The sequence below is a fragment of the Aestuariimicrobium sp. T2.26MG-19.2B genome, assembly GCF_950101875.1.
GTDB lineage: Bacteria > Actinomycetota > Actinomycetes > Propionibacteriales > Propionibacteriaceae > Aestuariimicrobium > Aestuariimicrobium kwangyangense.
Genome location: NZ_CATNLW010000001.1, coordinates 619,868 through 633,183 on the forward strand (window position 1 = coordinate 619,868; position 13,316 = coordinate 633,183).

General features: G+C 69.7%; 8 protein-coding genes. 5 read left to right on the forward strand and 3 right to left on the reverse strand.

Translation table 11 applies throughout. From position 1 onward, the window contains the following. Positions 1-108 precede the first annotated feature (108 nt). The 5 genes from QQZ11_RS02880 to QQZ11_RS02900 all read left to right on the forward strand — a co-directional run bounded on the left by QQZ11_RS02880 (position 109) and on the right by QQZ11_RS02900 (position 9,041). On the forward strand, positions 109-2,349 hold the full coding sequence (locus QQZ11_RS02880; protein ID WP_022909383.1) for a hypothetical protein: 2,241 nt from the start codon (positions 109-111) through the stop codon (positions 2,347-2,349). Positions 2,350-2,357: 8 nt separating this feature from the next. Further along, the gene (locus QQZ11_RS02885; protein ID WP_284548573.1) at positions 2,358-4,988 is read left to right on the forward strand and encodes a hypothetical protein; all 2,631 of its coding nucleotides are present in this window, start codon (positions 2,358-2,360) and stop codon (positions 4,986-4,988) included. A gap of 110 nt (positions 4,989-5,098) precedes the next feature. Continuing rightward, positions 5,099-6,784 (forward strand): peptidoglycan-binding protein, encoded by a 1,686-nt coding sequence (locus tag QQZ11_RS02890; RefSeq protein WP_284548574.1) that lies wholly within the window; start codon positions 5,099-5,101, stop codon positions 6,782-6,784. Between the two features lie 163 nt (positions 6,785-6,947). Further along, positions 6,948-8,813, forward strand: a complete 1,866-nt coding sequence (locus tag QQZ11_RS02895) for a gamma-glutamyltransferase family protein (protein WP_284548576.1) — start codon at positions 6,948-6,950, stop codon at positions 8,811-8,813. 12 nt (positions 8,814-8,825) lie between these two features. Next, positions 8,826-9,041 carry a hypothetical protein gene (locus QQZ11_RS02900; protein WP_022909379.1) on the forward strand — a complete coding sequence of 72 codons (216 nt, stop codon included), beginning with the start codon at positions 8,826-8,828 and terminating at the stop codon, positions 9,039-9,041. A 54-nt stretch (positions 9,042-9,095) separates the two neighbouring features. Here QQZ11_RS02900 and QQZ11_RS02905 read toward each other — a convergent pair whose 3' ends face one another. From QQZ11_RS02905 to QQZ11_RS02915, 3 genes are all read right to left on the reverse strand, one after another. Further along, complete coding sequence (locus QQZ11_RS02905) at positions 9,096-10,034, reverse strand: phosphotransferase (protein WP_284548578.1); 939 nt, start codon at positions 10,032-10,034, stop codon at positions 9,096-9,098. Between the two features lie 94 nt (positions 10,035-10,128). After that, a complete protein-coding gene (locus QQZ11_RS02910; protein WP_284548580.1) occupies positions 10,129-10,872 on the reverse strand; it encodes a dienelactone hydrolase family protein in 744 nt (247 codons plus the stop codon). A gap of 227 nt (positions 10,873-11,099) precedes the next feature. Then, on the reverse strand, positions 11,100-13,151 hold the full coding sequence (locus QQZ11_RS02915) for a glycosyltransferase family 39 protein (protein ID WP_284548581.1): 2,052 nt from the start codon (positions 13,149-13,151) through the stop codon (positions 11,100-11,102). Positions 13,152-13,316: the final 165 nt, after the last annotated feature.

Sequence of the window (13,316 nt, forward strand, 5' to 3'; positions counted from 1 at the left end):
ATTCAACGCAACACTTCCCTGCGCACGTATCACCATGCCCGCGCTGCGCCTCTTGGAAGAAGTGAGGACACCCTCGTCCCCACCCATCCCATGAGGAAAGGCGAAACCATGGTCCAGGCAATGGGTCCGACCTACGCCGGCGGAACCCAACCGATCGTCAAGGACGGGTACGCCGTCCTGTACCTGCCAGACGTGTGCAACCGCGAGCTGATCGCTGCCGGCGAAGCACCCGTCTTCTACTACATCCCCAACCAGGTGCGCATGGCCCGCAAGAACGGCCCCGATTCCGGCGACTACCTGTTCAACCTGCTGCGCTTCTCCGGTACCGGCGGCGAGGGCGTGGTCGGCGGGGGTGGCGAGGTGGCGGGCGGCATGCTCACCTTCTCGGTCACCGGCGCCCTGCCCGAGGCGACCCGAAGTCAGGCGGAGGGCCAGATCACGGCCATGTTCGCCGACTCCGATGACGCCTTCTGGGGACTCAGGGGCCACCAGAAACCACCGATGTTCCGGCCGGCGATCATCTGCGAGACCACCACGAGCGTGTCGAACCTCGCACCCACCCCCACCGGGTTCCCCACGCAGGACCCCGCCGGCGGCAACCGCAGCCTCGCGAACGGTGGCTTCCGCACCATCGGCATGCCGCGCGCGAAGGCCCTGACCCGCGACGCCGAGCCCACCGCCCCCGACAACAACCTCGACCCGTGGTACTGCGTGCTGCAGGGCCAGGGAGCGGGTTCGATCGACCCCACCGGCACCCACGCCTTCTCGGGATTGCTGGGCACCTACCCCACCTCGATCGCGTGGGCAGGATTCCACGGCGCGGCCAGCCCGCTGATCGTGATCCAGAACTACAAGCTGAAGGTCTGGTCGCCGGTCTGCACCATCAAGATCGACGGCAACTGGGACTCGATCTTCACCCACTTCTCCGCCGCCGCCTCTGCCCATTACCTGTGGGCCAAGGTCGACATCCAGGCCGAGTTCAACAACATGCGCAAGTCGGGCGACATCAAGGTCGACATCAAGGTCGACACCACGTTGCCGGGTGCCGACGAGATCGCCAAGAAGATGGACGAGCGCTCCGACCTGGTGTTCAACAAGTTCATGGAGATGGCCCAGAAGGTGATCTTCGACCCGCCCGCACCCAAGGTGGACGCCGCCAAGGCCGACTCCGGCTCCGGCAGCATCTTCTCGCCGTGGGGAGTCTCGGTCGCGCTGAAGTACCGCCGCGACGAATCGCACCTCGACCTGCACTACGAGGAGACCAAGCAGTTCGCCTACCTGCAGGACCACACCGTCTCGTCCTCGCTGGCCGGCATGGCCGACGACATCAAGGCCGACCCCGACGCTGAGCGCAAGTACTTCCTGACCGTCTACCTCGACGACTGGCCACGCAAGCTGGCCCGGGTGGTTCGTCCGGTGGCCAGCTGGGACGACCACACGGTGCAGTTCATGTCGGTGCAGATCGGCTACCCGAACACCGCCGGCGAGCTCAACTGGGAAGGTCACAGCTTCTCCTCCTCCGACGGTGCCGACCCGACCTGGAAGTTCGCCACCACCCAGAAGGTGGCCAGCGACGTCTCGAACGCGCCCTCGGACTGGACCCCTGACAAGACCTACGTCAAGCGCAAGGTCTTCCTGGCAGAGCCGCCCAGCGAGGTGCTCGACCCCTTCCACCGCGTGCAGATCGAGAAGAACGTGATCGATCTCGACCCCGAACCCAACGGCACCCTGCTCAACGACACCACCCTCGAGGTGCGTGCCGACAACGCGGGCCGGATCGCAGTGGGACCGATCTCACTGGGGGCGATGCTGGAGGACAAGAGCCAGGCGGTCGAGGTGGTGATGGAGGCCACCGACGAGAACTACCAGTCGCTGGGCATGGCTCCGGTGAGGTTCCGGTTCGGCGTCGACGACCTCGACACCGACCGCACCTGGACGGTCTTCTCCGGTGACCCGGCAATGCTGCCGTTCTACCGCTACCAGGTGACCGCCACCGTCAAGGGGACGCTGTTCCGCAAGGGCCAGTCGTGGACGGGGCCCTGGGTCACGGCCAACGGCAACGGCCCGATGATCGTGCAGGTTCCGATGCCGGACGATCCGGGTGTCACCACCCGTGGCCTGGTGGACGACCGGGTGCACCAGTTGCGCCAGCTCAGCCGTGGACTGCCGCCCGATCCCGACCAGCTCGGCACCGGGAGCGACACCGGCTCCTCGTCGGCCGGCAAGCCGGCCACCGGTCAGCCCGTCACCGCTGCGGCAGCCGGGACGAAGGCCCCGGCGAGCAGGGACCTGTTCGGTGCCAAGGCTCCGGCGAAGGCCCCCGCCACCTTCCTCGGCTACAAGTTGTGAGTCGGGCCATGTCCAGAGTCGACGTCCGCAGAGACGCCAAGGGGACTCCCCTGGCGAACGTGACAGTGCTGCTCGACCGTTCACCAGCCCCTCACGAGGCCATCGGTGAGCTGGTCAGGTCGGCCACCGTCACCCTCGAGCTCGTCTGTCCGCTGGACCGGTTGAGCTGGGTGAGGTTCACACTCGTGGACCTCGCCCGGCCCGACGGGTGGGCCTCGGTGGAGGCCAACGGTCCGTTCGGTGCCGCCGCCCTGCAGGGCACCCTCTCGGGTGACCAGGCCCGACTCCTGCTCGCCGGTCTCTCGGGGGCAACGGACGGGCAACCGGGACCCGACGATCCGCTGCTGCGCATCGAGGCACGACGGGTGGACGGCCTCACCCGCTCCTGGCGGGTGCCGCTGGCCACCGTGCTGGCACCGGTGGTGTCCGAACGCACCGACATCGTCCACCTGGTCGCCGTCAACGGCGCCGGATGGGAGCAGGTCTTTCGGCCCACCCAGGTGAGCCGACGACGTGCCTTCGACCTCGAACTGCCGATCATGCGCCGCATGGGCGGGGCGATGGTGCCCCTGCAGGTGGCGGTCGCCCCGATCCGTCCACCCGCGATCGCGACCGCGATCGAACCGGCGCAGACCCGCGTCACCCCGATCGAGATCGCCACCCGGCTGAGGTATGACCCCGGGCTGATGATGATCCCGATCCAGCCCGTTGAGACCGGACCCGTGCTCGACGGCAGCCCGCTGATGACCGACCGTGGCGACGGCACGCGCTGGTACCTGCCTGAGGTCACCCTGGTGGCACCGGCACCCGGCGTGGATGCCGAGACCTCGCCCTTCCGCTTCGACCTGCAGACCGTCGGGCACCAGGCCGACGGCACACCCGGGTTGGAGGCCACCATCACCCTGACGATCGCCGCCGGCCCTTCGGCCGCCACCACCGCGGCGTGGGAGGCAGCCGGGCAACCGGCCATGAAGCCGATCCCCTGCGCCGTGCAGGCCGGACTGTCCATCCCGTTCCGCGACGAGACCTCGGCCAACCAGGTCGACGTGGTGTCCGCCACCTCGGTGGCGCTGCCAGCGAACTTCGGTGAGGCCGGATCGACCGCAACCCTGACCTTCGCCGTCTCCGACTCGTGGGCCCGCCTGGCCTACGGCGCGCTCTCCACACCCGGCTTCCAACCCAACCCGGCCCAACTGCAGATCACCCTGGCCCACTCGGGCTGGCGTGCAGACCCGCGGCTGACCAGGATCCCCAGTCTGGCCGAACGCCACCAGATCATGCTCGATCGGATCCACGACCGGATCGACCGTGGCATGGGAGTCAACTGGTCGGCGATGGCCAAGGCGCGGCTGCAGATCCGTCCGCCCCTGCAGGTGGTCGACGACCCCGACTTCACCACCGTCACGGTGGCCAGCTACACGTGGATCCAGACCGCCGCGACCACGAACCTGCCGGCGCTGTTCCCGTGCGCCGATGACGGCCAGCTCTACCGGCAGTCGGGAACCGACGGTTGGCAGGCCATCGGCTGCCAACCGGCGCTCAGCCTCGGACAGGCCGAGTACCGCACGTGGCAACGGGAGACGGTCACCTCCGTGGCCGGCGTGCAGGTCTTCCGCTCCCTCACCCAACCCGGCCGCTACCTGCTGCTGCCCAACACCTACGACGTCGGACGACACCGACTCGACGACACCGAGGAACCCCTCGCACCGACGCTGCTGCTGTCGACGGTGCTCGACACCGAGAACCCCACCAACATCCGCTGCGTGCTGGTCGCCGCACTCGAGTCACCCGTCACCACCGCCCAACGGGCGAGGCTGGCGGCGGAGCTGAGCGCCAGGGCGGGCCGACCGGTCGAACTGGTCAACCCCTGGGATGCGGGCCTGGTGCCGACCATCAGTTGGGCGGTGCCGCTGAACATGACGGTGGCCTCGATGCCGATCGCGACGGGATTCACGCTGCTGCTCACGACAGACATCCCGGGCGTGCTGCTGCTGCAGAGCATCCTGACCGCCTCGTCACTGATGGGTTCCGCCAGTTACACGTTGCCGGGGGGAGACCATCCCCAGTGCACCCTGCGGCTGGCCCTCAACCAGGTGGTCGGGCCGCCCGACGGGCCGATCTCGGTCAGCCGGTCCGGCGACCAACTCACGCTCACCAACAAGGCCGGACGACGGGTGTCGGTCGCGTCCGTGCTGGTGGCGGGTCAGCCGGTCGCCACACCGGCGACGACCATCGACCCGCAGGGCTCGTCCGTCGTCGACCTGCCGGCGGGCACCGGCAGCGACCTCGCCCTGGACTGGCAGCTCGAACCCGGGTCGGAGGCGCTGGACGAGGACCGCAGCTACATCGATGACCTGAACCTCGGGCTCTCGTTCATCGCCACGGGCAACCTGACCGACATCGTGGGGCTCGAGGTGGCCACCGAACTGCTCGGCCACCAACCCGCACCCGTCGAGTTGTCGGCCGCCCATCCGCAGGGGGACGTGCAGTTCGTGCTCCCGCTCACCGTCTACGCCGCCGACCCGGTGCTGCACTACACGGTCACCACCATCGCCACCGACGGCAGCCGCACCTCGGCGCCCCCCGTCGACTGGCACGTGCACAGCGACGGCGCCCTGATCGCGATCCCTCACCCCTGACGCACTGCCGCGTCGGGCGACCATTCACCCAGCCATCACCCAGCGACCCAGCCATCACCCAGCCACCCAGCCATCACCAACCCACCGACCCAGCGAAAGGAACCACTCCCATGACCGGCTACTCCTTGCACATCGGCCTCAACGTCATCGACAACCAGGCCTATGGCATCACCGCACCCGTGCTCGCGGGCTGCATCAACGACGCCAATGACATGCAGACCATTGCCCGCAACTGCGGGTTCCAGACCCGCCGACTGGTCGATGGCCAGGCCACCTCCACGGCCGTTCTCACCGCCATGTCTGATCTCGCCCAACAGGCCACCGCCGACGACATCGTGCTGATCAGCTACTCCGGGCACGGCGGCCAGATGCCCGACACCAACGGTGACGAGGAGGACGGCATGGACGAGACCTGGTGCCTCTACGACCGCCAGGTCGTGGACGACGAACTGTCGCGCATGTACGCCCAGTTCGCGCCCGGGGTGCGGGTGCTCGTCTTCTCCGACTCCTGTCACTCGGGCACCGTGACCCGCGCCGTGTTGGCGATCGCCACCCGCGAGGCCCTGGTCCGCAACCCACTGGGCCGCGAACTGTGGCCGCAAGGAGTGAGGGTGGAGTCGTTCAGGCCGCGAGCCCTGCCGCTCAGCGACTCGTTGGCGGACTTCCACCGCCGCCAGGACGTGTACCGCAGCGTCCAGGCGCTGGCGGGCAAGACCCGTGGCACCGACATCTGTGCCCAGGTGCTGCTGATCTCGGGCTGTCAGGACTCGCAACTCTCGGGCGACGGGGACGGCAACGGGGTGTTCACCGAGGCGTTGAAGGCCGTCTGGGCTGACGGGGGCTTCGTGGGTGACTACCACAGCTTCCACTCGGCCATCGTCAACCGGATGCCCGCCGATCAGGTGCCGAACTACTACCCCACCGGAGCGATGACCGCGGCCTACCAGGCGCAGGAACCGTTCACCGTGGCTCCTCCCAGCGGAGGGCAGGGTTCCGGTGGGCAGGGTTCCGGAGGCCAGAGTGGCGGTCAGAGTTCCGGCGGGCAGGGTTCCGGCGGGCAGGGTTCCGGCGGGCAGGGTTCGGGACGTCCCACCCTTCGCCAGGGTTCCTCGGGGCCCGACGTGACCTTCCTGCAACAACGGCTCAGCGATCTCGGCTACTGGCTGACGGTCGATGGCCAGTTCGGCCCGGGCACAGCTCGGACCGTCCGCTCGTTCCAGCAGAGCCAGGGGCTCACGGCCGACGGCATCGTGGGACCCGACACCTGGGCGGCCCTCGGCGAGGGTCAGGGCAACGGTTCCGATCCAGGGAACACCGACCCCGGCTATTCGGACCCGGGCAACTCGGACCCCGGCAACTCGGACCCGGGCAACTCGGACCCCGGGAACACCGGGTCCGGATGGGGCGATCCCGGGAACTCGGACCCCGGGAACACCGGGTCCGGATGGGGCGATCCCGGGAACTCGGACCCCGGCAACAACGATCCAGGGAACACCGACCCCGGCAACAGCGACCCCGGCAACAGCGACCCCGGCAACAGCGACCCCGGCAACTCCGACCCGGGGAACAGTGACACCGGCACCGGGGAGCAACCGGCCAGGGCGACGATTCGGCGGGGATCGAAGGGACCCGACGTGGTGTACCTGCAGCAGCGGCTCAACGAGAACGGCTATTCGCTCTCGACCGATGGCCAGTTCGGTCCGGCCACCGAGTCGGCCGTCCGCTCCTTCCAGCGCGGCAACGGCCTCACGGCCGACGGCGTGGTGGGACCCAACACCTGGGCTGCCCTCGGCTGAGCCCGCCAGGATCACCACCGTGGCTCGACCAACCCCCGATTTCCGGGGGTTGGTCGAGCCACGGTGGTGATCCTGGTCGACCCATGGCGCTGCGAGTTCCACGAGGGGTGAGCGCGGCGGCGGATCCGAGCACCCGTTCGCCCTTGAGCGGTAGTTTCGCGTCATGGCCTTCACCACCCGCCCCACCCTGTCCGGCGACTTCGCGATGGTTTCCACCACCCACTGGCTGGCCACCGCCGCCGGCATGAGCGTGCTCGAGCGCGGCGGCAACGCGGCCGACGCCGCCTGCGCCGCGGCCTTCGCCCTGCACGTGGTCGAACCGCACCTCAATGGACCGGGTGGCGACGCCCCCATCCTGTGGACGGCCAGCGACGGCGAGCCCCAGGTACTGGGTGGCCAGGGACCCGCCCCGAGCCACGCGTCCGCGCAGGCCTACCGCGCCATGGGGCTCGACCTCGTCCCGGGTTCGGGGCCGCTCGCCGCCGCCGTGCCCGGAGCGGTCGACGCCTGGCTGGTACTGCTGCGCGACAAGGGCACCTGGGGGCTCGAAGGTGTGCTCGAACACGCGATCGCACTGGCCGAGCGCGGCCACTTCCCGATCGCCCAGATCGGCCGCACCGTCGAATCGGTCCGTTCACTGTTCACCGACCACTGGACGACCTCCGCCGACGTCTACCTGCGCGACGGCAGGTCGCCCAGTCCCGACGAGCGGCTCACCAACCCCGCGCTCGCCGCCACCTGGAAGCGTTGGCTCGCCGAGTCCGAGGCCGGCGGTGGAGACCGGGAGACCCGCATCGAGCGAGCCAGGCAGGTGTGGCGCCAGGGATTCATCGCGGAGGCCCTCGTCCGGGCTGCGAACACCCCCACCCTCGACGCCACCGGCACCGAGCATGCCGCCAGCTGGGAACCGGACGAGCAACTCCGTTGGGAGCCCACCTGGGAACCGACCGTGAGCCACAGCTGGGGGGACTGGACGGTGCACAAGGCCGACCAGTGGACCCAGGGGCCAGTCTTCCTGCAGCAACTCGCCCTGCTCGATGACCTCACCCCCGCGGACCTCACCACCACCGATTCGGGTGACTTCGACGCGGCCACCGTGCACCGGCTTGTCGAGGGGGCCAAGCTCGCATTCGCCGACCGGGACGCCTGGTACGGCGACGCCCGCCCCACCCCACTCGACCTGCTGCTCGACGGTGGCTACACCGCGGTTCGCCGGTCATTGATCCGCGAGGTCGCCTCGCTCGGTTGGGTTCCCGGCGAGCCCTTCGAGGGCATCCCGGCGCACGTGGCCAGCCACATCACGGGACTGCTGCGTGGCGACCGGGTCGCCGCCGCGGCGTCCGGTCTGGGCGAACCGACCGTGCAACACCAGCAGCCCACCGACCCCTATGTCACCCGCCGCGGCGAGACCCTGGGCGACACCTGTCACATCGACGTCGTCGACCGGTGGGGAACCATGGTCGCCGCCACCCCCTCGGGCGGCTGGTTGCAGTCGAACCCGGTCATCCCCGAACTGGGCTTCCCGCTCGGCTCGCGGCTGCAGATGGCCTGGCTGGACGAGGACCTGCCGAACACCCTCACCCCGGGCAAGCGGCCCCGCACCACCCTGACCCCCTCGATCGCGCAGTACGAGGGTCGTCCGACCCTGGCCTTCGGCACTCCCGGCGGCGACCAGCAGGACCAGTGGTCGTTCCACCTGTTCTGCCGCATCGCACACGACTTCGGGACGAGCCTGCGCGGGGGACGGGCCCGGCTCGACCTGCAGACGGCCCTCGATGCCCCGAACTGGCACACCGAACACGTGGTCGGCTCGTTCTATCCGCGGGGGTGGATCCCCAACACCATCGCCGTCGAGGGGAACACCGACCCGGCGGTGGTCGGAGGGCTGCACCGGCGCGGGCACATCGTGCAGGTCGGACCGGCGTGGAGCGAGGGACGACTGTGTGTGGTCGCGCGTCACCCGCACACCGGGCAGTTGCTGGCGGGGGCGAATCCGCGCGGAATGCAGGGATACGCCGCCGGTCGCTGACACACTTCAGACATGGGACGAGAACTGAGGTCCGGCGACTGCCAGGGCACGTGCAACTGGGGACCCTCCGGTGACCAGATCGACCACATGGAGGTCTTCACCTGTTCCTCATGTGACTCCGAGTGGACCCACGACCAGACGTGGACCCCGCGCAACGCCGACGGCGAGCTGAGCCCCGAGGTGGCTGCCGAGCGGGCGGCTCATCCGATCGCCACCAGCCCCTGGTGACGATCGGACCCGACCCGTGCCCGCAGACACGGCGGGTGTGAGAACGGCCGCGGATCAGGCAAGGCGGCGCTTCAGCACGCCCAGCAGGGCATCGCGGGAGCGGGCCTGGAAGGCGCGGATGGTCGGGAGGTTGTCCGGGGCAGGCTTCTCGGCGACCCAGACGAAGTAGCCGAGGAAACCGGCCCAGACGTCGTCGAGCAGATCGGCGTCACAGCCGAGCCTGGCCGCTGCTGCCTCGACCGCTCCTTCGTGGGCGGGGGTCCATCCCGGAACGGACGCGGTGGCTCCCAGCAGCACGGTGTCGATCCAGGCCGGGCCGCGGCAGGCGTAGGGCCAGTCGACCAGCCACACGGTTCCGGTCGCGTCCACCACCATGTTGTCGGACCGGGTGTCGAGTTGGCAGAGCGCCTCCCCGACCAGGGCCGCTCGGGCCCGCGCACCCCTGGCGCGCAGGTCGTCGAGGCGCTCGGCGAGCCACGGGTCCAGGCTGCCGGGCGGGTCGGCGACGACGTCGTCCCAGTGCGCGAGGTCGGGGCCGAACAACTCGTCCACCGTGGGCAGCTCTGCGGGCGCCACGGGGACGAGGCGAGGCACCTCGGCCACCGAGGCCAGAGCGGCGGTCAGTTCGTCGATCTGCCACGGGGTATGGGGGTGACGCCCCTCGAGGTCGTCGAAGAGCAGCACAGCCCAGGGGTCGTCGCCGACGCTGAGTTCAGAGCCGTGCATCAACGCCGGGGCCGGGAGACCGCTGGGCAGCAGCCGGTTCACACGCAGTTCCATGCGCAACAGGTCGAGGGAGACCTCGTTCAGCGAGGCGCCCACCGCCTTGCAGAAGACCCTGCGGCCGTCGGCGAGGGTCAACCGGTCGGCCGTCCCCGGGGAGAACCCGCCCGTCTGTCCTTGCCACGACACGACGGACGAGCCCATGGCTCCCTGCACCTCGTCGCGGACGGGGACGGGCAGGTCAGGCCAGGAGATCCGGGGGGTGAACACCTGTGGAACTCTGCCAGCCGGGCGGCTCGCGACGCACGCGACTTTCGTCACGGCACGGGCTCGACCCATCTGCTCAGGACCGTGGACGACTCCCTCAGGACGTCAGGGTGCGATCGAGCAGGTCCTTCAGTTCCCGGTAGTGGCGCTCGGCGCCGGCCTCGTCATAGGTGGACGAGTCGCTCATGGTGTAGCCGTGGGGTGATCCGGGGTAGATCTGGTTGGAGGAGTTCAGGTGGGCCTCGGACAGGGCTCGGCCCAGGGCCCCGACGTTCTCCGGGGTCATGGAACGGTCCTGATCGGCGTGGCCGAAGAGGAACTCCGCCTTCGCCGTGGCCAGCGCGAGGTGGGGGCTGTCGGGTTCCTCGGTGACCAGGCGGCCACCATGGAAGCCACCGACGGCGACCACCCGTTCGTCGAGACCGGCCGCGCGCACCGAGAACCGCGCCCCCATGCAGTAGCCGGTGACTCCCACCTCGTCCCCGGCGGTGGCGGGCAGGGAGCGCAGCGCGGCGAGGTAGTACGGGATGTCATGGGCGGCCATGGCAGCGGTGAGCCCTTGGACGCGGAGTCCGGCGTGCTCGAAGAAGGCGGCTCGGTTCTCAGCGATGGTCAGGTCGGCCGTGGGCGAGGTCTCGCGCGCCGTGCCGGAGCGCCAGAACAGGTTCGGGGCGAGCACCGTGTAGCCCCAGGACGAGATGCGGTCACACATGCGACCGATCTGGGGACGGAGCCCGAGGGCGTCCATGAACAGGAGGACGCCGGGCCGGGGCTCGGCCTGGGCCGAGAACCACGCCTCGACCGGGTGGCCATCGACATCGATGCTGATCAGTTGCGCCATACCCCGACGCTACTGCAGCCGACGCGGGGCAGGTCCCGGGCTGTCGCTTCGGCGCGGGCCGAGCGCTGGGGCGGGGCGCTGACGGCAATCGTGCGAATCGTGCGCGCTGACAGCAATGGTTGCTCGCTGGACGGAACTCCTGGCGTGAGAGCACACGATCCGCACGATTGGCTGAGTCGCCGCACGCACGCCTGCGCCCCCCAACCGCTGCTGAGTCGCCTGAGCCCTCAGGCTTGGCAGTCGTAGATCTGAGCCGAAGAGACGGCCGAGTCGGTGACCTGTGTGCAGTTCGCCTGCACCCAGGTGTTCAGGGCCGAGGCGCCGGACGACCCCATGCCACCACCCCCCATCCCCCCGCCGAGCATCACGTAGCGAAGGTCGCCCGCGCTGATCAGCTTCTGCAGCTCAGGGACACTGGGGTAGCCGATGGATCCGGTGAACCCACCCATCGGCAGCACGTCGTAGCCGGCCAGCAGCCACGGCCCCGCAGCCTGCGATCCGGGGATGGCGACCAGGTACTTCGACCCGGGATCGTGGCTCTGCAGCCACTCGGCCACCGTGCGGTCGACCGAGCCACCCACCCCTCCCCCGCCGGCGCCCTCCCCGACGCGAGCGGTCGAACCCGTCGCCGAGCCGCCACCCACCTGGCCGGGCGACCCGGCGACACCACTGGGAGCTTGGCCGAACGGTGGCCGCTGGCCGTCGTCGCGGGTTGGCGCCTGCACCGTGCCCTGGCCGGGCTGACCGCCACCGGCGCCGCCGAAGCCTCCGCCACCCTGGCTCGGGCCCGCGGCCGGACCGATGCTGGAACCGGAGTAGCCCTGCTCGATGGTCGAGGCCGCCCACGTCGCCGGGATGGCCAGCACGGCTCCCACCGAGACGACTGCCGCTGCGCCCTGCAGCCATCGAGCCAAACCTCTCGCCCGCCGCGCGACGCCCCACGAGAGGGCGAGCAGGACCAAGGCCCCCGCCCCGAGACCGATCGTCAGCGGGATCGACCAAGCGCGGAAATCGGGGAACTGGTGCTGCAACCAGACCGCCCATCCGATCTGCAGACCCAGCGCCGATGGCGCCAGCCCGCGCCGCCAACCACCTGCCCGCCAGGCGAGGGCCGCCATCTTCACCGCGACCACGGCCAGACCGACCACGGCCGGGGCCACAGCCACCACGTAGAAGGAGTGGGCGACCCGGCCAAGGCTGAAGGCGACGGCGTGCACGATGAACCAGACAGCGAACAGCACGATCCCGACGCGCACCGGGTCGGTGCGAGGACGACGCCACCGCCACACCAGCCCGAGCAGCAGCCCGAGGGTGGCCAAGGGGTAGAACCAACCGACCTGCGTGGTGATCGCGTTCGAGACCATGTACCGCCAGCCCTGCCCCACGCCGCCCCCGGGAGACTGCACTCCCTGGCCGGACTCGTAGCGCCCCAACAGGTTGTAGACGAAGACCATGTCCCACGCTGAGTTGGTCCGCGACCCGTCGATCCACGGACGCTGCGAGGCGGGCACCAGACTGACCACCACGAGCCACCAGACCGAGACCGCCACTGTGACCACGGCCGTCACGGCCAACTGCAGCAACCGCTTCGTCCAGCGCGGTGGTGCGGCCATGAAGTACACCAGCGCGAAGGCGGGCAGGACCCCCCACGCCTGCGCCATCTTCGCCTGGAAGGCCAACCCGACGAAGACCCCGGCGAGCAGCAACCACGTCCAGCGGCCGGTGGTGACGGCCTTGAGCAGGAAGTGGGTGGCGATGACGAGCAGCAGCACCAACAAGGTGTCGGTGATCTGGGCGTGGGCCAGAGCCGCGACGATCGGGGTGGTCGCGTACATGGCGGCGGCGACCAGTCCGGAGCGGGCGCCCATCCAGCGCCGCACCACCCAGAACATGGCCACGATCGTGAGGCAGGCCTCGACCACCTGGGGAAGGAGCACCGACCAGGTGCTGAACCCGAACACCCTGGCCGAGAGTGCCTCGACCTGGAAGCTGAGCGGCAGCTTGTCGAGGGTGATCGACGCGGCCGGGTCATAGCCCATCCAGAAGAAGGCCCGCCACGAGACGCTCATCGAGTGCACCGCGGGGTTGTAGAAGTTGTGCACCATACCGAGCTTGATGCCGGTCCCATAGAGCACTCCCGCGGCGAGCACCAAGGCGGCCAGCGCCACCCACACCCACGCGTTCGAACGGCGGGACAGTTCGGAGACTCCCACCACCGGTGCCTGCACGGGCAGTTCCTGTCGAGAAGGGAGCGTGGCGTCGAGGGCGCTGGTCGTCATGGCGACACTCCATCGACGCCGGTGATGGCTGCGCTGTGGCGTCCCTGTGCACAGACTGTGAGCACGGGCTCAGCGTTGCCACGTGGACGACGAAGGGCCGCCCCCACGAGGGGGACGGCCCGTGTCGGTGCGGGGATGGCCCGCTCAAACCCGCCGGTGGTTCAC